Below are 20,214 nucleotides of genomic sequence, written 5' to 3'. Positions count from 1 at the left end.
ATTTACCTGGCCAGCAGTGCGTTGATTTTTTGCAGGTCTTCCGGTGTCAGCGTGCCATTGGCCTGGCGCAGTTTCAGGTCGCCCAACAGCACGTCGTAGCGCGCCTTGGCCAGGTCGCGTTTGGTCTGGAACAGCTGGCTCTGCGAGTTGAGGACATCGATGTTGATGCGGACGCCGACCTGGTAACCCAGCTTGTTGGCATCCAGTGCGCTCTGGCTTGACAGCTCGGCGGCTTCCAGCGCCTTGACCTGGCCCTGGCCCGACAGCACGCCGAAATAGGCCGTGCGCGTGGCCTGGGCCACGGTGCGGCGCGCACCTTCAAGGTCGCTTTGCGCCTTGTCTTTCAGCGAGAGGGTTTCGCGCACGCGGTTTTGCGTCGCAAAACCGGCGAACAGCGGCACGTTCAGCACCACACCGATGGTGGTTGTGTTGGTGCGAAAGGCAAACGGCGGGATGGTGGTGGCCGTGCCCGACGGGTTGCGCGTCACGTTGTAGCTGGCCGTCGCGTCCAGCGTCGGCTTGTGGCCGGCTTCGGCTTTTTTGACTTCCAGGTCGGCGATCTCCAGCCCGCTTTGCGCCAGACGGATATTCGGGTGCACTGCTTCTGATTGCTGCACCCAGATGTTCACATCGGCAGGTACCACGGCCGGCAAATTGACGGGCGCCAGCAGGGGTTTGGGTTGCGTTTCGGTTTTCCCGACCAGCGTGTCCAGCGCGATTTTTTTGACGCGCAAATCGTTTTCGGCGGCGATTTCCTGGGCGATGACCAGGTCGTAGCGCGCCTGCGCTTCGCGGGTGTCGGTGATGGTGGATGTACCCACTTCAAAGTTGCGCTTGGCCGACGCCAGCTGCTCGGCCACTGCGGCTTTTTGCGCCCGGACAAACGTCAGCGTGTCCTGTGCGGCCAGCACGTCAAAGTACGCCTGGCTGGTGCGCACGATCAGGTCCTGGTTGGCGGTTTCGAGTTGCGCCTGGGACTGCTCGACCTGCCTGGAGGCCTGCTGGTAGGTGGCCCAGTTGGCCGGTCGGTACAGCGGCTGCGAAAGGTTGAGCGTGGCGTTTTGTGTGTTGAAGCTGCGGTCTATCACCGGTGCGGTGTTTTCAAAGCCGGTGCGCGACACACCCGCCGAAATGCCTGCCGTCGGCAAGATGCCGGCCTTGGCCTGGTCGGCCCTGGCGAGGTTGGCGTCGTACTGCAGCTTGGCCGACTGGTAGGCAGCGTCGAAGGCGCGGGCCGACTCATACAGTTCCACCAGGCTCTGGGCCTGCGCGGCCGGCGCCGCCATCATCAGCGCTGCGGTGACGGCAATCGACAGGGGCAACATCGACAGGCGTAGCGCCGGCGGTTTCTTGGGCGTGGTCATAAAGGTCCTGAGGAATGGGTGGATGGAGTGAGTACGGTGCGCAGCGGCGGCAAAGGTCAGTACACAGGGACCGACGGGTCCACCTGCTGCGACCACGCGTCAATGCCGCCCTGCAGGTTGACGACCTCGGTGAAGCCGCTTTGTGTCAGATAGTTGGCCACCTGCAGGCTGCGCATGCCGTGGTGGCAGAGGCAGGCGATCGGCTGGCCGGTGCCGGCTCCGATTTCCTGCAGCTCAGCCAGGCGCGTGGGTATTTCCCGCATCGGGATGTGCACCAGCCTGAAGCCGTCCTCCTTGACCGAGGCCGTCTGCAGTTCCCAGGGCTCGCGCACGTCCAGCACCACAGGCAGGGCGGGCGCGCCTTCCCCGGCGTTGTTGCGCCACTCGGCGAAGTTGACGGGGCTCAGTTGGGGAATCATGGTCGGCTGTCCTGCGTTGGAATGCGTGCTTGGCGTTGGTGAAGTTGTGTACGGCGGCCAGGCTCAGAAGCTGAATTTCGAGGGCTCAGGGAAATTCAGCAGGCGCGGCGCCACGGTGTCCCAGGCCTGGGTGGTACGCCAGGCGTCTTCGGCTACGCGTGTGACCAGGGTCGCGCGCATCACCGGCTCAAAACCCACGATGGCGCTCAGGCGGCCACCCACCTTGAGCAGGGACAGCAGCGAAGCCGGCACTTCGGCGACCGAGCCACTGAGCACGATCACGTCAAACGGTCCACGAAGCGGGTCGTTGCTGGAAACGGCCTGGGCGATTTTTGCGGCGCCGTCGCCGGTGCGCACTTCGGCGTTGTAAAGGCCTGCCCTTTGCAGGTTGTCGCGTGCGGTCTGTGCGAGCTTGGGGTCGATCTCCAGCGTGATCACTTGCTGCGCACGGTGCGCCAGCAGTGCGGCCATGTAGCCGGAGCCAGCGCCGATTTCCAGCACCTTTTCATGCTTTTGCACGGCCAGTTCCTGCAGGATGCGGGCCTCCACCTTGGGCGCCAGCATGCACTGGCCGGGCCCGGTGCCCAGCGGGATTTCCATGTCGACAAAGGCCAGTGCCTTCTGGGCGGCCGGCACAAAGTCTTCGCGCTTGACCACGGCCAGCAGGGAAAGGACCTGGTTGTCCAGCACTTCCCAGGGGCGGATTTGCTGCTCAATCATGTTGAATCGGGCTTGTTCGTAGTTCATGGCGGACCTGTAGGTTGGCGAAATGGGGGAGGGTGAGCTGTACACGAGATAAACCTTTGATTTTAGCGGTCGCCCATGACGGTGGCCGGCGTTGCGGCAGGCATGTCTGCGGGGTCTTGCGGCGGTGTTCTGGGGCCGAATTTGCGCTTGAACCACTGGCCCAGGTCGTCCAGGTAGCAATACGTCACCGGCACCACCACCAAGGTCAGCAGCGAAGAGGTAATGACACCGCCGATCACGGCCTGGCCCATGGGCGCGCGCTGTTCCGAGCCCTCGGTCAGGGCAAAAGCCAGCGGCACCATGCCGAAAATCATCGCCAGCGTGGTCATCAGGATGGGGCGCAGCCGCACCTTGGCGGCATGCAGCAGCGCATCGCTGCGGTTCATGCCCGGAACGCGGTGGCCATCCACGTCCACCTGGTCGGCACGCATGCGAATGGCAAAGTCCACCAGCAAGATGGCGTTCTTGGTGACCAGCCCCATCAGCATCACCACGCCGATGATGGAAAACATAGAGAGCGTGGAGCGAAACAGCAGCAGGGCCAGCACCACACCGATCAGCGTCAGCGGCAACGAGGTCATCAGCGCCATCGGCTGCAAAAAGCTCTTGAACTGGCTGGCCAGGATCATGTAGATGAACAAAATGGCCATCACCAGTGCCGACACGGCGTAGCCAAAGGATTCAGCCATGTTCTTGGTGGAGCCGCTGAACTGGTAGCGGTAACCGGTCGGAAAGCTGAAGTTCTCCAGCGCTGCCTTGATGTCGTTCGACACCTCGCCGGCCGAGCGGTTGTAGACGTTGGCGTTGATGGCGACTTCGCGCGCCATGTCGCGCCGGTTGATCTGGTTGGGCCCGGTGGATTCCTTCACGGTGGCTACCTGGTTGAGCCGGACTATATGCGCGGCGCCGTCGGCGCTGCTGCCAGGGGTGCTCATGAAGGGCAGACGCTCCAGGTCCTGCGGCGCATTGCGCGCATCGGGTGCCAGACGCACGTTCACGTCGTAGGTTTGGTCGTCGGGCGCGCGCCAGTTGCCCACCGTCTGCCCGGCCACCAATGTGCGCAATGAGGCAGCGATCTGCGACACCGACAGGCCCAGGTCGGAGGCTGCGTCGCGCCGCACATCAATTTCAATCACCGGCTTGTCGGCCTTGACGCTGGAGTCCAGGTCTACCAGGCCGGGGATGCCGCGGATCTTGTCGTTGATGGCGCGCGTGAGGCGCTCCAGCTCTTTCAAATCCGTTCCCTGCAGGGAAAACTCCACCTGCTTGTTGCCGCCCACCGCGTCGAGCAGCCCGACGTGCGTCACGGTGATGCCGGGCACCTGCTTGAGGCGCTCGCGCAGCACGCCCGACATTTGGTCGACGCTGCGGGTGCGTGCCTTGCGGTCCACCAGGCGCACATAAATGCTGGCGTACATCTTGCCTTGGGCATTGCCTGTATTCAGGGTGGCCAGCGTGTATTTCACCTCGGGGAATTCGCGGATGATGGCTTCCACCTGCTGCGCCTTGGCTTCGGTGGTTTCCAGCGAGGAGCCTACCGGCGTGTAGAAGTTGAGTGAGGTTTCCGAGAAGTCGGCCTTGGGCACAAACTCGGTGCCCAGCAGCGGCACCATGAAAATGCTGGTGACAAAAATCATCACGGCCAGGGCCAGGGTGGCCAGCTTGTGGCCCAGCGACCAGCGCAGGATGCCCTGGTAGCTGTTGCTCAGCGAGTCGGTGGCGTGGTCAAACCAGCCGGTGACGCGGCCTATGGTCTTGTCGTAGAAAGTGACGGGCGCATGGCGTTTTCCGTGCGCTTCTATCGAAGGGTCGTGCCAGATGCTGGAGAGCATCGGGTCCAGCGTGAAGCTCACGAACATCGAGATCAGCACCGCCGCCACGATGGTCACGCCGAACTCGTGGAAGAACTTGCCGATGATGCCGCCCATGAAGCCGATCGGCAGGAACACCGCCACGATGGAAAACGTGGTGGCCAGCACGGCCAGGCCGATCTCCTGCGTGCCGTCCAGCGAGGCCTGGTAGGGTCCCTTGCCCATCTGCACATGGCGCACGATGTTCTCGCGCACCACGATGGCGTCGTCAATCAACAGGCCCACGCACAGCGACAGCGCCATCAGCGTGATCATGTTGATGGTGAAGCCGAACAGGTTCATGAACAGGAAGGTGCCGATGATGGAGATCGGCAGCGTGAGCCCGGTGATCACCGTGGAGCGCCACGAATTCAGGAACAGGAAAACAATCAGCACCGTCAGCAGTGCGCCTTCAATCAGCGTGCGGCGCACGTTTTCAACGGCCACACGAATCGGCCGCGAGCCATCGGTGATGAGCTCCAGTCGCGCACCGGGCGGCAATTGCGGCTGGATGTCCTTGATGGCCTGGTTCAAGCCATCGACCACGGCAATAGTGTTTTCGTCCTGCGCTTTTTGCACCGACAGCAGCAGTGTGCGCTGGCCGTTGTACAGCGCCAGGCTGTCGATTTCCTGTGCGCCGTCGGCAACGCGTGCCACCTGGTCCACCGTGACCGGCGCAGCGCCCTTGCGCGCCACAATGATTTTTCCGAAATCTTCGGGGCGCTTCATGCGCGCATCGATCTTGACGACGCGCTCCTGCTGCAGCGAGCGGATGGCACCCACCGGCAAATCCTGGTTCTCGTTGCGCACGGCATTGACCACCTGGTCGGCCGTGATGCCCAGCGACTCCATGGCCTGCGGATTCAGGTAGACATTGATTTCGCGCTTGGTGCCGCCCACGAGCGTGACGGAGCCCGCACCGCGTACGTTCTCCAGGCGCTTTTTCAAGACCTGGTCGGCCCAGTTGGTGAGCTCCACGGCCGACATGGCATTGCCGCTTTGGGCATTGGGCAACACTGCAACGGACCAGATCGCCCGGCTTGCCGGGTCGAAGCGCAGCACGCGCGGCTCTTTCACTTCATCTCGGAGGGTGGGCCGGATGGCGGCGATCTTTTCGCGCACGTCCTCGGCAGCGCGGCGCCCGTCGACGTAGAGCTGGAACTCCATGATGACGACCGACTGGCCTTCGTAGCTGCGCGAGGTCAGCGCGTTGATGCCGGCGATCGAGTTGACGCCTTCTTCAATTTTTTTGGTGACTTCGCTTTCAACGATTTCGGGCGAAGCGCCCGGGTATTCGGCGGTAATGACGACCACCGGAAAGTCGATGTTCGGGAACTGGTCGACCTGCATGCGCTGGTAGGAGAACAGTCCCAGCACCACGATGGCCAGCATGACCATGGTGGCGAACACGGGATTCCTGAGGCTGACCTGCGTGAACCACATGCGCGTGAGTCCTCAGGGCGCCGGCTTGGCGGGTGCACTGGCCGCTTGCGCCGCAGCCGGAAGCTGTGTGAAGCGCACTTTGGTGCCCTCACGCAATGGGCCGATCTCGCCGCGTATCACCACCGCGCCGTCGGCCAGGCCCTTGACGGCTACCACGCTGTCTTTGCCGGCGGTGCCGCGCGCACCCAGCTCGACGCTCTTGTGTACCACCAGGTCGTTTTCAACCGCCTGCACATAAGGTGTGGGTTTGTCGGTGCGCACGGCGCTGACCGGCACCGACAGCAGCGAAGCGCTGGCCGTGCCCAGCGTGCCCTGCGCAAACAGCCCCTGGCGCAAGGGCGGCGCGCCGGCGTCGCCTGCTGCGCCCGGGTTGTCGATGCTGAGGTAAGCCATCACACTGCGGCTGCCGGCCTGCGCTGTGGGATTGATGCGCACCACTTTGGCCGTGACGGGCTGGCGGCTGCCTTCGATCTGCAGCTGCGCGGTCTGGCCCACGCGCACGTCCATGGAGTCGGTGGCGCTCAAGGTGGCTTCCAGCTCGAGCCGGCTCAGGTCCACCACCTCGACGATTTTGGTGTCGATGCCCACGCGTTCACCGGGTTGCGCCAGGCGCTGCGACACCTGGCCGGAGATGGGGGCTTTCAGGATCGTGTCGTCCACCGATTTGGCCGCGACCTCGGTGGCGGCCAGGGCTGCCTTGTAGGTGGACTGCGCGGCATTGAGATTGGCCAGGGAGGTGTCGAGCGCGGTCTTCGAGATGAAGCCCTGGTCAACCAGCGCTTTGTTGTTGTCGTACTGGCGCTGCACCACGTCGACCTGTGCCTTGGCCGACTCGGCCTGCTCGCGGGCCTGGCGCACGCGTGACTGGTATTCGGTGGCGTCGATGCGCGCAATCACCTGGCCGGCCTTGACCACGTCGCCTTCGCGAACCGTGAGACCCTGCAGCTCGCCGGCCACGCGCGCCTTGATGACGGCGGAGTTGACGGCCTTGAGCGAGCCCGACACCGGCAGTCCCTGAACCACGTCGCGTGTCTGGGCCTTGACCACATCGGTGGCGGCCAGCTCGACCTGCCCCATGTCCTTGACAGCGGTGCTTGCGGCAAGCGCCTGTTGCTGGGCCTTGCGTGCGGACAGTGCACGCAGTACGCCGCCCGCGATGAGCAGCACGATAAGCCCGGCGACCGCCCACTTGACCCATCGTTTCATGTTGCGGCTTTCCTGTTGGCCTGTGCGGCGACGCCGGCTGGCGCGGAGATGCCGTTCAGGATGGTTTCCACCTGGAAGGCGATGTATTTTTGGGCATCCAGGTCCGCGTCGCTGCTGATGCAGATGCCGGCGGTGTGCCTGGACAGGATCAGGAAAATCATGGGAGCGACCACCAGGTAGACCGCATAGTCCAGGTCCATGGGGCGGAACTCGCCGCGGTCCATGCCGCGCTGCAGGATGCTGCGGATCAGCCCGTGGCCCGGCATGATGACTTCCTGCTGGTAGAAGGCCGCGATGTCGGGGAAGTTCTTGGCCTCGCTCATCATCAGCTTGGTCAGGCCCGACGCGCGCGTCAGGCCCACGCGCTCCCACCAGCTGTTCATGCAGTAAGCCAGCAATTCAGGGGTGGTGCCTTCAAAGGTGTCCAGCTCGGTGCGCCATTCCGTGAAGCGGCCCGAAATGTTTTCGCGCACCACGGCCTTGAACAGTTCTTCCTTGCTCTGGAAGTAAAGGAACAGTGTGCCTTTCGAGACCCCGGCGCGCGCCGCCACTTCTTCGGCGCGGGTGGCGGCAAAGCCTTTTTCCACGAACAGGTCTAGCGCCGCGTCCAGCAGTTCGCCGGGGCGTGCTTCCTTGCGGCGCTCGCGTTTGGCGGCGACCGCGGAGGTTTTGTCGCAAAATAATTTGGAAAGTGACATAGTTACTGACTGACTGGTTAGTAATATATCTGCTTACTTTCCGACCGTCAACCAAAACCGCCTAGGCTACACCGAGGCGGGGGAGCCGGTAGTGCCCTGAAAGGTAAACCCGCGGTAAAGCAGCCGGGTCTGCCGCGGGCCCAGGCGAAAGGGCCCCGCGAGAGGCCGGCTGTCTAAACGGGTGTGAACCGGCCAACCATCAGCGCCAGCCACTCACGCAGTACCTGCTGTGAAACCACCAGGCCAGAGGCGGAAGGCACCCATTCCATCAGGTCGTGCTGCGCCGGCTGCACCTGGCCCATGGGGGCGGGCGTCACCGTCAGGCCGGCACGCTCAAAAGCCCGGACAGCGCGCGGCATGTGCCAGGCGTCGGTGACCAGCGCGATGCGCTGCACACCGCTTTGCCGCAGCACAGGCGCCAGCAGGCGGGCATTGCCCCATGTATCGCGCGACTGGGCTTCGTTCCAGCGCAGTGTCATGCCATAGTCCTGCTGCACCGTGCGTGCGGCCACCACGGCTTCGGAATCGGTCTGTGCGCTGCTGGCCGCCCAGCCCATGCCGCCGGTAAAGGCCAGCGGCAAGCCCGACTGCCGGGCCAGCCAAACACCGTAGCGCAACCGCGCCGCCGTGTGCGCGCCCGGCTGGCTGCTGCCGTATTCAGCTGCTTCAGGCAGCACGCCGCCGCCCAGCACCACGATGGCCTGCACCTTTTGGGCCTTGAGGCTGGCCACCGGCATGGCGGCAAACTGCGGCAGCACGGTGCGCGCCAGCCATACGGCCGTGCCGTGGCAGCTGAGCAGCGCCAGCAGCAGTACTGAACAGGTTGCCAGCGCCAGCCCGGCCTTTTTATTTCGCCAGGCCAGCACGAGGCCCAGCAGGGCCAGCAACAGCAGCAAGGCCGGCGGGAGCGCCAGGCTGGTTAGCAAAGGCTTGAGCGCGCCGAATTCCATGCGTTGTATTGATTGCTATGAAAAATATAGCTGCTCGCGCTCGTCCTGATTGGTCCGGAGCCCTGAAAGGCCATCAATAAAAGGCTTGCAAGCCGGTCTGGGCACGGCCCAGGATCAGCGCATGCACGTCGTGCGTGCCTTCGTAGGTGTTAACCGTCTCGAGGTTGATCATGTGGCGGATCACATGGTATTCGTCATGGATGCCGTTGCCGCCGTGCATGTCGCGCGCCAGGCGGGCGATGTCCAGCGCCTTGCCGCAGCTGTTGCGTTTGATCAGCGAAATCATTTCCGGCACGGACTTGTCTTCGTCCATCAGCCGGCCCACGCGCAGGCAGCCTTGCAGGCCCAGCGTGATCTCGGTTTGCATGTCGGCCAGCTTCTTCTGGATGAGCTGGTTTTGTGCCAGCGGGCGGCCGAACTGCTGGCGGTCCATGGTGTACTGGCGGGCGCGGAACCAGCAGTCTTCAGCCGCACCGAGCGCACCCCAGGCGATGCCGTAGCGCGCCTTGTTCAGGCAGCCGAAGGGGCCCTTGAGGCCGCTCACGTTGGGCAGCAGGTTGGCTTCAGGCACAAACACGTCGTCCATCACGATCTCGCCGGTGATCGACGCGCGCAAGCTCATCTTGCCTTCGATCTTGGGGGCGCTGAGGCCCTTCATGCCCTTCTCAAGCACGAAGCCGCGAATGCTTTCCTGGCCGCCGACCTTGCCGTCGGGGTCTTCCAGCTTGGCCCAGACGATGAACACGTCGGCGATCGGGCTGTTGGTGATCCACATCTTGGCGCCCTTGACGATGAAGCCGCTGTCCACCGGCTTGGCGCGCGTCAGCATGCTGGCGGGGTCGGAGCCATGGTTGGGCTCGGTCAGGCCGAAGCAGCCCACCCATTCGCCGGTGGCCAGCTTGGGCAGGTATTTTTGCTTTTGCGCTTCGCTGCCGTAGGCGTTGATGGGGTGCATGACCAGCGAGCTTTGCACGCTGATGGCGCTGCGGTAGCCGCTGTCGACGCGTTCCACCTCACGCGCGACCAGGCCGTAACTCACGTAATTGAGGCCGGCGCAGCCATAGCCTTCGATGGTGGAGCCCAGGAAACCCATGGCGCCGGCTTCATTCATGATCTCGCGGTCGAATTTTTCGTGGCGTGCGGCCATCAGCACGCGGGGCTGCAGTTTTTCCTGGCAGAAAGCGTGGGCGGCGTCGGCTATGGCGCGCTCGTCTTCGCTCAGCTGCTCCATAAAGAAAAACGGGTCTTGCCAGTTGAATTGGGTTTTCATGGGTTGTCTCCGAAAAAGGTGGCTTGGTTTGCAGTGTAGGGCGCGTGGCTGGGATGCCCGCGGGCAGCTCGATTGTTTGACAAGCATGAATAGTTGTCTAATATCAAATATCGATCCAACGATATAAAAAACATATTCATGGATGGCTTATGGAATTTCGTCACCTCCGCTATTTCCTTGTCCTGGCCGAAGAGCTGCATTTCGGCCGGGCGGCCCGGCGCCTGTCGATTTCCCAGCCGCCGCTGTCGCTGAACATCCAGCAGCTTGAAGCCTCGGTCGGCGCCAGGCTGCTCACGCGCAACAGCAAATCGGTGCAACTCACCGCCGCCGGGCAGGCCTTTGTGCCGGCGGCGCGCGCCTTGCTGGATCAGGCCGCGCAGGCGGCTGGCCATGCACGTGACGTGGGGCAGGGCATGGCCGGCAGTCTGGCCATCGGCTTTTCAGGAACCATGCTGTACAGCGGCCTGCCCAGGATCCTGGAGCGCTTCCAGGCCGAACACCCGTTGCTGCGCCTCACGCTGAAGGAACTCAACTCCAGCGAGCAGCTGATTGAGCTGGCGCATGACCGGCTGGACCTCGGCTTTGTGCACACCACACGCGTGCCGCCCGAGTTGTCGCAGGTGCTGGTGTCCAGCCAGGCCTTTGTCGGTTGCCTGCCCGCGGGGCACGCGCTGGCGCGAAAGCGTTCGATATCGCTGCAGCAGTTACAGGGCGAACCCTTTGCCGTGGTGTCGCGCACCGTCTCGCCCGACTACCACGAACGCATCCTGACGATCTGTACTGAAGCCGGTTTTTACCCGGAGATCCGCTACGAACTGCGGCATTGGCTCAGTGTGGTGTCGCTGGTGTCGCAGGGCATGGGTGTGGCGCTGGTGCCGGCTGCGCTCAGGCAGTCGGCCATGGCGGGGGCGGCCTTTGTGCCGCTGGATGCCGCCACCACACCTTATGAAACGCACTGCCTCTGGAAAACCGCACGCGACCACCAGGCGCTGGCCGCTTTTGTGAAGGCGGTGCGCGCAATCGCCCCGGCGACGAAGGCATGAGGATTCCATCCCGCCCAGGTGCCCTGGCGAATGACCTTGGTAAAAATATGTCCACCGCTGGGGGCGTAAAGCTGTCACCATGGGGCAGTTCATAGTCTTCAGGAGAACGGCATCAACCCGTATATCTGGTGTTTGGTGGGTGCCCTTCTCGGCGGGGCCGCCTGCCTGCTCGCGGGCACCCGCGAAAAAATCCTCATCCTCGAAAGCCTCGGCGTCGGCATGTTCGGCGCTTTCATCGGCGGCGACTTCGTGGCCGCCCTGCTCAGCAAGGGCGCCACCAACGACAAGGTCTTCAGCATGGGCTCGCTCGGCCTGGCCGTGGCCGGCGGCCTTCTGGCGCTGGCCCTGCTGCGGTTGATGCGCCGTGCAGTCGGTCCCCAGCACGTCACCAAAGGCCCGCGCCGGCGCGACTGAACCGGACGCTTTCCAGTTCGCTTCAGGGGCAATGTGTGGGCCTCTCCGCGGGTCCGCGGGCCCCGGCGTAAGATTGCCGCTCCCCGTACGACCAACGGATTTCAGCGGAGATTTCCATGCCTTCTTCCCCCCAAACCATCACGCTCGGCGGCGGCTGCTTCTGGTGCACCGAGGCGGTGTATGTCAAGGTGCGCGGTGTTACCGACGTGGAGTCGGGTTACAGCAACGGCCAGGCCGCACGGCCCAGCTATGAAGAGGTCTGCACGGGCCGCACCGGCAGCAACGAGGTCGTCAAACTTACCTACGACCCGGCCGACATCACGCTGCGCGAGATCCTCGAAATTTTCTTCGTCATCCACGACCCGACGAGCCTGAACCGCCAGGGCAACGACGCCGGCACGCAATACCGCAGCGGCATCTATTACTCAACGCCTGAGCAGAAAGCGGAGATCGACGACTTCATCCGTCAGGTCAGCCAGGACAAAACCTTTGGCAAACCCATCGTCACCGAAGTGCTGCCGCTCGAAAACTACTGGCCCGCCGAGTCCTACCACCAGGACTATTTTGAGAACAACCCCAACCAGGGTTACTGCGCGTTCGTGGTCGGCCCCAAGGTCGACAAATTCCGCAAGACCTTTGCGTCACGTGTGAAGGATTGAATGGGTTGGAGCGTGAGTGCTGTTAGTTTGCTATCAAATAGATAGCTGATTGCGCTTGTCAGTATTGGTCTGATGCCGTTTTTAATGCTGAAAAACCATGTTTTCCGGCCGTTGGGGCTGTTTGAAATCATTTTTTCGGGTTTTCAAACGGGTTTTAGCCCGTTTTGAAGCAAAAAAGCCCTTCGTTTAGCCATCAAATTGGCCTGCAAGCCAATAGGGGCGAGCGCAAGCAGCTATTAAATAGATAGCAATGTCGGCACCTTGCGGCAAGCCGTAGCCACCCCGCAACGGCGCTGGCCCGGCCCATCCGGGCTCAAGCCCGCCGCTGCGCGAAATAAAACCACTCCTGGCCCACTTCCCCCCGCGGATTCGGAAACACCACAAAGCCGTCCGCCGGCGCGGCAATAGGTGCGCCGCCATTTCGCGTGCCAATGGCCTCGCCGGCTTTCACGGCGTCGAAGCTGCGCCACTCGCGCGTGAAGGTGTCGCCGGCATGCTCGCGATCCACCACGTCAACGAGGCGCAGGATCTCGCGCGCCATCGGCACCGGCGCGGGTTTCTGGGTAATCAGCCCCAGCAGGCCCAGCGTCTGCTGAATTGCATGCCGCGCCACCTGCACCGCCTGCGGGTCGTCATGCTGGCCGCACTCCAGCGTCACGCCGTAGCCGCCGCGTGAGCGCATGTATTCGGTCGTGCCTACGCCGTAGTTCGGGTCGGTCACCAATGTCTGCGCGCGGGCGCCCCCCGCAGCGCCCGCAGCCGTTGCCGCGCGCCGCTGCACGCCCCGGGCGTACGTCTCCAGCCAGCCTTCCACGATTCGGTGCGGCCCGGTGTGCAGCGCCAGTTGCATTTCTTCCGCGGCATGGTCAAAGGGCTCCAGCGCCCCCGTGTTGTTCTGCGGGCCGATCATCACAAACGGCGCACCGCCCGTGTGAAAAGAGTGCAGGTCCAGCAACACGTCATGCGCATCCAGCAGCGGGCACAGCACGTTCGCGATGCGGTCCTCAAAGTCCTGCGGAATTGCACTCGGCGCCATGTTGCGGTTGAGGTTGCGCTCACCCATGCGCTGCTTGAGCCGGTAGGCTAGCGGGTTGGTCACGGGCACAAAAGTCACGGTGCCGCGCTCAATGCCCAGCTTGCCGTTGTCGATTTCTTCCATCAGCTGTGTGATGGCGCGCGTGCCGCAGGTTTCATTGCCGTGTACGGCGCCGGTGACCAGCAGGCGCGGACCGGGGGCGAGGCCGTGGAAGGTGTGGCTGCGCAGGTGGGTAGGGTGGGGGCTAGGGGTGGAAGTCATGGGGTGTGCACCTCTGGGGGTGATAAACGTGGATGGCGTTGATGGCTTGGTTATACAGCGGTTTCGGCGGAGGCAAGAACGTTGTTCGCGCGAGTCCCTCATGCGTTTGGGGGATGGTGTTGTTTGGCTTCGAACCTATGATCGTGGGCAGTTGGCAACCATGCACCTGTCTTCAACCTTGTTGGAATCGCAAGCATGCGGCAAGCTTCGGTTTGCGGCTTAACTTCTAATAAAAGCGCTGGAAAGACCGTGATGCACATAGTTTTCTGGATTGGATGGATCGCATTGGGATACGCTGCCTGGTCCGCGTGGCTGCAACGCGCGTGCCCCCACGCAGGTTGCAGCTTCATCCTGGTGATGCCGCAACTGCTGGAGCTGATCGTGCCATTCATGGTTTGGGGAGCAGTTGGCGTGGCGGCATCCATTGGCATTAATCTGATGCGCGGCCGGCGCAGATCGCCAGCTGCAAGCAAGGTGGGGGTAGAACCTTCGCCACTGCCCGATGCGGTGCAAGCACCAGTGAGTGCTGAAGCGTTGATGCATGAGCTAGGCATCACATTCGATGGACGCCTGTATGGGTTTCGTGAGTACCGTTATGAAAAACTGGCGGATGCCATTGCCTATGCAAGACTTGCGGGGCGACGCGACGACTGATCCCAATCGGCGTCCGGTGGCAGAGTGCGGTTGGTCCGTCGTGCCTATGATGTCGGTGTTCGCACACTCTGAACATCTCATGTTCAATACGGAGGCAGCATGGACACCGATCTTGAAGGCTTGTCGCGTGAACAACTCATTGTGGAAGTCAAAAAACTCCGCCAGGGTATTCGCGAGCACCGCGACAGCACGGGCCACGAGTTGTGCTGGCATCATCCGGCGCTGTGGGCGCTGCTGCCGGAGAGAACCGACCCTGTGCCCGTCGTACCTGACTGGCCGCAGTTCTTTCGCGGCTGCATCCGCTACCGCCAGTCGCTGGATGAACAGTTGCCGGATGCGCCGCGAAGTAATGAACCCTATCGCGACTGAACACATTTGACTGTCGATATCCGCGTATTCGTGGCGCGCTGCAAACGGCCAGATTTTCGAGAGCAAAAAATGAGTGAGATTGGCAATGAACTTCACCGTTGATCGTTTGGTGTCATGGGTGCTGATCCCGCTTTTAGTGGCCCTGCCTCTGGCTTTTTTCATGTGCTACGGAGCGCTTGATCACAACCCGCAGGAAGAGTTCTGTGCTTATGTGGCCCGCGGCGTATCTGCAAATTATTCAGTCCAGGGCGAAAACTGCAACATCAAATGGGGTGCAACAGGTCTGTTGTTTGCGGTCTGGCTTTTTGCCCAGCTGGCGGTTTTGACGGTGGTGCGCTTGATGTTGTCAGCGTTTCGCAATGTTTGATGTCAGCGCGGTTTTCCTGATTCAGCCGTTTTATTTCCTGCTCAGTTCAGCCTGATTCCCGCCACCAGCTGCATCACGTTGTGCCGCATCAGCTTGAGGTAGGTGTCAGCTGGGCCACCAGCTTTTGACAGGGCGTCGACATACAGCGCGGGGCCGGGTGTCACACCCGCGTCCTTGCTCAGTTGGGCGAGCAGCTTGGGGTTGCTCATGTTTTCAAAAAACACGGCCTTGATCTTTTCGCGCTGGATCTGCCGGATCAGTTGGGCGACTTCTTTGGCGCTGGGTTCGGCTTCGGTGGAAATTCCTTGTGGCGCCAGGAAGCTGACCTGGTAGTGCGCGCCGAAATAACCGAAGGCGTCGTGTGAGGTGATGACCTTGCGTTTGGCGGCGGGGACGGCGCTGAGCTGCTCTTTGGCCCAGGTGTCGAGTGCCTGCAATTCCTTCACGTAGGCTTCGCTGTTGTCTTTGTAGGTGGCAGCGCCGGTGGGGTCGAGCCGTGATAGCGCCGCCGCGATGTTGCGCACGTAGATCACGACGTTGGTTGGATCCTGCCAGGCGTGCGGGTCGGTTTCTTTCCCGCCTTTTTCACCGGGCATGGTGCGTGCCTTCACGCCTTGTGAAGCCACCACCGCCTGGCCCTTGTAGCCGGCGGACTTGACGAGTTTTTGCGCCCACGGTTCAAAGCCCAGGCCGTTGCTGACCAGCAGCTTGCTTTGCAACAGGTTTTTGGCATCCACGGGTTTGGGTTCGAATACGTGCGCGTCTTCGTCGGAGCCGACCAGCGTGGTGACGGCGACGCGGTCACCGCCGACCACACGGACGAGGTCGCCGAGGATGCTGAAGCTGGCGACCACAGGGATTTTGTCGGCGGCCATGCCGGCGGTGGCGGTGGCCAGCAGTGCGGCTCCGACCAGGGGTGTCAGCAGTTTGCGCGCCAGGTGTTTCATGAAAGTCATGGAAGGGCTCCGGGTTGGTAAAGAAAGGAAAGATGCGCAGCTTCAGGCGGTGCGGTGCGTGCGCGCGAACGTGCGCGGCAGCCAGCCGCCGGGTGCCAGCAGCAGCGAGGCAAAGTACAGCGCGCCGGCGCAGCCGATGATGGTCGGGCCCGAGGGTGTATCGAAGTGGTAAGACAGCAGCAGCCCGGCGTAGCCTGCCGCCATGGCCTGCGCGCCGGCGTTGGCGAGCTGCGCGGGCAGGGTGTCGTGCCACAAGCGCGCCGACACCGCGGGCAGCATCATCAGGCCGACGGCCATCAGCGTGCCCAGCGTCTGGAAGCCGGCCACGAGGTTGATGACGACCAGCATCAAAAAGCCTTGCTGCCAGGACCATTTGAAAGAGGCGCTGCGGCCCGTTGCAGCCAGGAACACCGGGTCAAAACTTTCGAGCACCAGGCCGCGGTAGGCAGCCGCCAGCGCGACCAGGCTGATGCTGGCCACGCCGGCCACCAGCAGCAGGCCCGGCGTGTCGACGCCCAGCGCGCTGCCGAACAGGATGTGCAGCAGGTCAAGCTGCGTGCCGTGGCCGGAAATGAGCGTCACGCCCAGCGCCAGCGCCACCAGGTAAACGGCAGCCAGGCTGGCGTCCTCTTTCAGCGTGGTGGCGCGGCTGATGAAGCCGGCCAGCGCGGCCACCAGCATGCCGGCGAGTACGCCGCCCGCGGCCATGGCCGTGTGCGACAGGCCGCACAGCATGAAACCGATGGCGACACCCGGCAATATGGCGTGGCTGAGCGCGTCGCCCAGCAGGCTCATGCGCCGCAAGGTCAGGAAAACGCCCAGCGGCGCGGCGCTGAGCGATAGTGCCATCGTGGCCACCAGCGCGCGGCGCATGAAGGCGTATTCGGCGAACGGCGCAAACAGAACGGCCCAGGCGCCGTGAAGGATGGAATGCTGCGCGGCTTCCATCACGCAGCGGCCTTGTGCAGCGCGGGCGCGTGCAATGCCGTTGGGGTGGCCAGTGCCTTGTCGTCGATGCGGCAGGCTTCGGCGCTTTCGTCCCATGCCTCGGCCATCGCACGGGCTTGCGCCAGGTTGCTTTCGGTCATGACCTGTGCGGTGGGGCCCCAGGCGACGGCTTCGCGCGCCAGCAGGAGTGTTTGCGGAAAATGTTCGCGCACCTGGGCGTCGTCATGCAGCACGGCAATCACGGTGCGCCCCTGGCCATGCCACTGGTGAATCAACGCCAGCAGCGCGGCGGTGGTCTTGCTGTCTATCGCGTTAAAGGGCTCGTCCAGCAGGATCAGGCGGGCGTCTTGCACCAGCAGGCGGGCAAACAGCACGCGCTGGAACTGCCCGCTGGAAAGCGTGCCGATGGGCCGCGCTTCAAAACCCTCCAGGCCGACGGCGCGCAAGGCCGCGCCGACGGCGGCCCACTGCGCCTCACTGACGCCGCCCCACGCGCCCTGCGAAGGCCAGCAGCCGAGCAGCACGGCGTCGCACACGTCCATCGGAAAGCTCCGGTCAAGCTCAGCCTGTTGCGGCAGGTAGGCAATGCGCGCGCGCGGCGTTGCCGTGGTGACCTGTCCGCCCGAACGGGGCAGCAAACCCATGATGCTTTTGCACAGCGTGCTTTTGCCGGCGCCGTTGGGGCCAACAACCGCAGTCAGCGAACCCGCCGCGAAGTGACCGCTGACGTGGTGCAGCGCCGGATGCTGCCGGTAGCTGACGGTGAGGTTGTCCAGCGTGACCATGGCGTTGTTCACGGTGTTCACCATGGTGCGATTTCCGCCGAAGCCCAGGCGACCGCCAGCCACAGCAGCGCCACGGCCGGCAACACCGCGAGCACCCGGCGCCAGGCCGGCCAGGCGAGGATGCTGCGGCGGCGCGGAGGCTGTGGGGGGAAGGGAGGAGGTGAAGCTGGCAAGGGAGTCGTCTTTACAAACAGGCGGGCCGGGAAGTTATCAAAAGCCACTCGGTTGCGGTAATAATGCAACTGAATTGCTGTATAGTCTAATGCAACATTGTTGCGTTATGTGCGCGCATTGCGAAAATACACTGCGCGCTCTTTTGCCAAACTCTTTCCGAACGGCTTCATCCCATGGCATCCGTCCAACCTGTCAGGCGTTCCAAAACCGAGCCCGGTATCACCGCCGACGCAGACCCGATTGATGTGCTGTTGTCAGCCCACGGCCTGCGCCGCACCAGCGCTGCGCGCCTGGTGCTGGGCTGGCTGCTGGCCCACCCGGACACCAGCTACACGCACGCGCAGCTGCAGGCCGCGCTGGGCGGCGACGATGATGCCGGCGAAGGCGTGACACTGGACCGCGTCACGCTGTACCGGCTGATCGACCGGCTCACGCAGGTGGGCTTGCTGCTGTGCCGAGTGGACGCCAATCGYGTGCGCCGTTACCAGGCCATGCCGAGCAGCGTGCATGCCATTCCCCACTTTGAATGCCAGAGCTGCCACCGCGACAGCCCCTTGTCGGGCGCGCTGTCGGGAAAGCGTTCGGGCGCCCTCAAGGCCAGCACCAAAGACCTGGAGCGCGCCGCGCAGACCGCGCTGGAGGCACTGAAGGCGCTGGGCTACCAGGGCATGAGCATGGACTTTGCCGTGCGGGGCGTGTGCGCCGACTGCGCCACCGGCGCGACTTCTTCATGATCAGTACACGGCAACTGGCTTACCGTTATGCCAACGGCCCCGAGCTGCGCTTCGCGGACGTGGACGTCGCGCAGGGTGGCACCTTGCTGCTGCGCGGTGCGTCGGGCTCGGGCAAATCCACCTGGCTGGCGCTGGCGGCGGGTTTGCTGGCGCCCAGTGAGGGCGACATCACGGTGGCCGGCCAGTCCATCAAGGCGCTGGGTGGACGTGCAGGTGACGCGTGGCGGGCAAAAACCATTGGTTTTTTGCCGCAGAAGCTTCACCTGAGCACGGCGCTCACAGTGCACGGCAACCTGGCCATGGCGCAGTGGGCCGCCGGCCAGCCGGACGACGAGGCCCGCATCGCCGAAGCGCTGGTCGCGCTGGATGTGCAGGCACTCGCGCAGCGCAAGCCGTCTCAACTATCAGGCGGGCAGGCGCAACGTGTGGCGCTGGCGCGTGCGGTGTTGCTCAAGCCGCGCGTGATCCTGGCCGACGAACCCACGGCCAGCCTGGACGACGACGCGGCTGCGGCGTCGCTGGCCTTGCTGCAAAGCGCGGCACAGCAGCAGGGCGCCACGCTGGTGATTGCCACGCACGATGCACGTGTCTGGGCTTTTTTTAAGGAAAAAAAGGGCCTGCAGTCCTTATTGGTCGAGCGCAAGCAGCTATGAAAACGATAGCATTCAAGACCGTTGTGTTTTCATGGCGCTACCTGTGGTCGCGGCCGCTGGCGGCGGCGCTGAATTTGCTGCTGCTCACCCTGGGGCTGGCCTCCATTACCTTTCTGCTGCTCGTCAGCCACCAGATCAGCCAGGCGTTTGACCGTGACGTGGCCGGCATCGATGTGGTGGTGGGCGCCAAGGGCAGCCCGATGCAGCTGATCCTGTCAGGTGTGTTTCACCTTGACGTACCGACGGGCAACGTGCCGCTGGCGGCGGTGAAGGAACTGGAAAGACATCCGCAGGTCGCCAGGATCATTCCGATCAGCCTGGGCGACAGTTTTCGTGGCTTTCGCATCGTGGGCACCACGCCCGACTACATCCACCATTACGACGCGCAGCTGGCACAGGGCGCGCTGTGGTCCAGGCCCATGCAGGCCGTCATTGGCGCGCAGGTGGCGCAGCAGACCGGCCTGAAAGTGGGCGACAGCTTTACCGGCACGCACGGCCTGGGCGGCGGCGGTGAAGAGCACAAGCTGAGCCCCTATGTGGTGTCGGGCATCCTGGCCGGCAGCCACACCGTGCTGGACCGCCTGGTGCTGACGGCCACCGAGTCCGTCTGGCAGGTGCATGAAACCGACACCGCGCTGGACGACGACGACCGCAAGGTGCTGGAAGAGGAACGCGAAATCACGCTGGCGCTGATCCAGTACAAGACGCCGCTGGCGGCCGTGACCTTTCCGCGCTACATCAACAGCAGCACCGAGATGCAGGCTGCGGCGCCGGCGCTGGAGATCACGCGCCTCTTGAGCATGGTGGGTGTGGGCACCGACGTGCTGCGTGCGCTGGCCGGCGTGCTGCTGCTGACGGCGGGCCTGAGTGTCTTCATCGCGCTGTGGGGCGCCGTGCGTGAGCGCCGGGCCGACCTGGCGCTGCTGCGCATGCTGGGTGCGCCACCGGCCCGCGTGGCCGGCCTGCTGCTGTGCGAAGCGCTATGGCTGGCGCTGCTGGCCACCGTGCTGGGGGTGCTGGCGGGGCAGGGGCTGACGGCGCTGCTGGCCTGGGGGCTGCAACTTGAAAAATCTGTCCTGATCGGTGCGCTGTCATGGCCGGTCGAGCTGGTCAGTGTGCCGGTGCTGGCTTTGGGTGTGGCGCTGGCGTCTGCGTTGCTGCCTGCCTGGGAAGCCTACCGGGTCAGTGTGTTTGAACTTCTCCAATCAAGGTAA

22 protein-coding genes are annotated in these 20,214 nt (G+C 63.5%); 9 read left to right on the top strand and 13 right to left on the bottom strand.

Annotation, left to right across the window (positions count from 1 at the left end):
- Nucleotides 1–2: 2 nt before the first annotated feature.
- From AC1DZE_RS01115 to AC1DZE_RS01080, 8 genes are all read right to left on the bottom strand, one after another.
- Nucleotides 3–1,364: a TolC family outer membrane protein gene (locus tag AC1DZE_RS01115; RefSeq protein ID WP_477668057.1), complete on the bottom strand. Its 1,362-nt coding sequence runs from the start codon at nt 1,362–1,364 to the stop codon at nt 3–5.
- 56 nt (nt 1,365–1,420) lie between these two features.
- Entirely contained in the window at nt 1,421–1,783 is a 363-nt protein-coding gene (locus AC1DZE_RS01110; protein WP_477668056.1) for a rhodanese-like domain-containing protein, read from the bottom strand.
- 63 nt (nt 1,784–1,846) lie between these two features.
- Nucleotides 1,847–2,530 carry a protein-L-isoaspartate O-methyltransferase family protein gene (locus tag AC1DZE_RS01105; RefSeq protein ID WP_477668055.1) on the bottom strand — a complete coding sequence of 228 codons (684 nt, stop codon included), beginning with the start codon at nt 2,528–2,530 and terminating at the stop codon, nt 1,847–1,849.
- Nucleotides 2,531–2,592: 62 nt separating this feature from the next.
- The gene (locus tag AC1DZE_RS01100; RefSeq protein WP_477699687.1) at nt 2,593–5,823 is read right to left on the bottom strand and encodes an efflux RND transporter permease subunit; all 3,231 of its coding nucleotides are present in this window, start codon (nt 5,821–5,823) and stop codon (nt 2,593–2,595) included.
- A 12-nt stretch (nt 5,824–5,835) separates the two neighbouring features.
- A complete protein-coding gene (locus AC1DZE_RS01095) occupies nt 5,836–7,029 on the bottom strand; it encodes an efflux RND transporter periplasmic adaptor subunit (RefSeq protein ID WP_477668053.1) in 1,194 nt (397 codons plus the stop codon).
- Nucleotides 7,026–7,727 (bottom strand): TetR/AcrR family transcriptional regulator, encoded by a 702-nt coding sequence (locus AC1DZE_RS01090; RefSeq protein ID WP_477668052.1) that lies wholly within the window; start codon nt 7,725–7,727, stop codon nt 7,026–7,028. Before AC1DZE_RS01090 ends, AC1DZE_RS01095 begins: the two co-directional genes overlap by 4 nt.
- A gap of 173 nt (nt 7,728–7,900) precedes the next feature.
- On the bottom strand, nt 7,901–8,677 hold the full coding sequence (locus tag AC1DZE_RS01085; protein ID WP_477699686.1) for a YdcF family protein: 777 nt from the start codon (nt 8,675–8,677) through the stop codon (nt 7,901–7,903).
- A gap of 73 nt (nt 8,678–8,750) precedes the next feature.
- Nucleotides 8,751–9,947: an acyl-CoA dehydrogenase gene (locus AC1DZE_RS01080; protein ID WP_477699685.1), complete on the bottom strand. Its 1,197-nt coding sequence runs from the start codon at nt 9,945–9,947 to the stop codon at nt 8,751–8,753.
- 149 nt (nt 9,948–10,096) lie between these two features.
- On the opposite strand from AC1DZE_RS01080, the gene AC1DZE_RS01075 reads away from it, so the two are divergent.
- From AC1DZE_RS01075 to msrA, 3 genes are all read left to right on the top strand, one after another.
- On the top strand, nt 10,097–10,990 hold the full coding sequence (locus tag AC1DZE_RS01075) for a LysR family transcriptional regulator (protein ID WP_477699684.1): 894 nt from the start codon (nt 10,097–10,099) through the stop codon (nt 10,988–10,990).
- A gap of 135 nt (nt 10,991–11,125) precedes the next feature.
- Complete coding sequence (locus AC1DZE_RS01070) at nt 11,126–11,404, top strand: hypothetical protein (RefSeq protein WP_477668048.1); 279 nt, start codon at nt 11,126–11,128, stop codon at nt 11,402–11,404.
- Between the two features lie 116 nt (nt 11,405–11,520).
- Nucleotides 11,521–12,063 (top strand): peptide-methionine (S)-S-oxide reductase MsrA, encoded by a 543-nt coding sequence (msrA, locus tag AC1DZE_RS01065; protein WP_457279947.1) that lies wholly within the window; start codon nt 11,521–11,523, stop codon nt 12,061–12,063.
- A gap of 313 nt (nt 12,064–12,376) precedes the next feature.
- Here msrA and AC1DZE_RS01060 read toward each other — a convergent pair whose 3' ends face one another.
- Nucleotides 12,377–13,360, bottom strand: coding sequence for a M14 family metallopeptidase (locus AC1DZE_RS01060; protein ID WP_477668047.1), 984 nt, complete (start codon nt 13,358–13,360; stop codon nt 12,377–12,379).
- A gap of 195 nt (nt 13,361–13,555) precedes the next feature.
- Here AC1DZE_RS01060 and AC1DZE_RS01055 point away from each other — a divergent pair, with 195 nt between their 5' ends.
- The 3 genes from AC1DZE_RS01055 to AC1DZE_RS01045 all read left to right on the top strand — a co-directional run bounded on the left by AC1DZE_RS01055 (nt 13,556) and on the right by AC1DZE_RS01045 (nt 14,750).
- Entirely contained in the window at nt 13,556–14,014 is a 459-nt protein-coding gene (locus AC1DZE_RS01055) for a hypothetical protein (RefSeq protein WP_477668046.1), read from the top strand.
- Nucleotides 14,015–14,113: 99 nt separating this feature from the next.
- Nucleotides 14,114–14,383, top strand: a complete 270-nt coding sequence (locus AC1DZE_RS01050) for a hypothetical protein (protein WP_477668045.1) — start codon at nt 14,114–14,116, stop codon at nt 14,381–14,383.
- A gap of 85 nt (nt 14,384–14,468) precedes the next feature.
- Complete coding sequence (locus tag AC1DZE_RS01045) at nt 14,469–14,750, top strand: hypothetical protein (protein WP_477668044.1); 282 nt, start codon at nt 14,469–14,471, stop codon at nt 14,748–14,750.
- Nucleotides 14,751–14,791: 41 nt separating this feature from the next.
- Here the strand turns inward: AC1DZE_RS01045 and AC1DZE_RS01040 are convergent, their stop codons facing one another.
- Genes AC1DZE_RS01040 through AC1DZE_RS01025 form a run of 4 tightly spaced genes read right to left on the bottom strand, consistent with a single transcriptional unit; the run spans nt 14,792 to nt 17,612 of the window.
- On the bottom strand, nt 14,792–15,697 hold the full coding sequence (locus tag AC1DZE_RS01040) for a metal ABC transporter substrate-binding protein (RefSeq protein WP_477699867.1): 906 nt from the start codon (nt 15,695–15,697) through the stop codon (nt 14,792–14,794).
- Between the two features lie 51 nt (nt 15,698–15,748).
- Complete coding sequence (locus AC1DZE_RS01035; RefSeq protein ID WP_477672576.1) at nt 15,749–16,654, bottom strand: metal ABC transporter permease; 906 nt, start codon at nt 16,652–16,654, stop codon at nt 15,749–15,751.
- Complete coding sequence (locus AC1DZE_RS01030; RefSeq protein WP_477672574.1) at nt 16,654–17,463, bottom strand: metal ABC transporter ATP-binding protein; 810 nt, start codon at nt 17,461–17,463, stop codon at nt 16,654–16,656. The genes AC1DZE_RS01035 and AC1DZE_RS01030 overlap by 1 nt, the downstream gene beginning before the upstream one ends.
- On the bottom strand, nt 17,457–17,612 hold the full coding sequence (locus tag AC1DZE_RS01025; RefSeq protein WP_477672573.1) for a hypothetical protein: 156 nt from the start codon (nt 17,610–17,612) through the stop codon (nt 17,457–17,459). The genes AC1DZE_RS01030 and AC1DZE_RS01025 overlap by 7 nt, the downstream gene beginning before the upstream one ends.
- A 174-nt stretch (nt 17,613–17,786) precedes the next feature.
- Here AC1DZE_RS01025 and AC1DZE_RS01020 point away from each other — a divergent pair, with 174 nt between their 5' ends.
- Genes AC1DZE_RS01020 through AC1DZE_RS01010 form a run of 3 tightly spaced genes read left to right on the top strand, consistent with a single transcriptional unit; the run spans nt 17,787 to nt 20,214 of the window.
- The gene (locus AC1DZE_RS01020) at nt 17,787–18,347 is read left to right on the top strand and encodes a Fur family transcriptional regulator (RefSeq protein WP_477672572.1); all 561 of its coding nucleotides are present in this window, start codon (nt 17,787–17,789) and stop codon (nt 18,345–18,347) included.
- Complete coding sequence (locus AC1DZE_RS01015) at nt 18,344–19,000, top strand: ATP-binding cassette domain-containing protein (RefSeq protein WP_477672571.1); 657 nt, start codon at nt 18,344–18,346, stop codon at nt 18,998–19,000. The genes AC1DZE_RS01020 and AC1DZE_RS01015 overlap by 4 nt, the downstream gene beginning before the upstream one ends.
- Nucleotides 18,997–20,214, top strand: coding sequence for an ABC transporter permease (locus AC1DZE_RS01010; protein ID WP_477672570.1), 1,218 nt, complete (start codon nt 18,997–18,999; stop codon nt 20,212–20,214). Before AC1DZE_RS01015 ends, AC1DZE_RS01010 begins: the two co-directional genes overlap by 4 nt.

This window comes from Polaromonas sp. P1_F1 (assembly GCF_056405795.1).
Note: the sequence above shows the minus strand (reverse complement) of the source record. Positions and strands in the feature narration are given on the sequence as shown.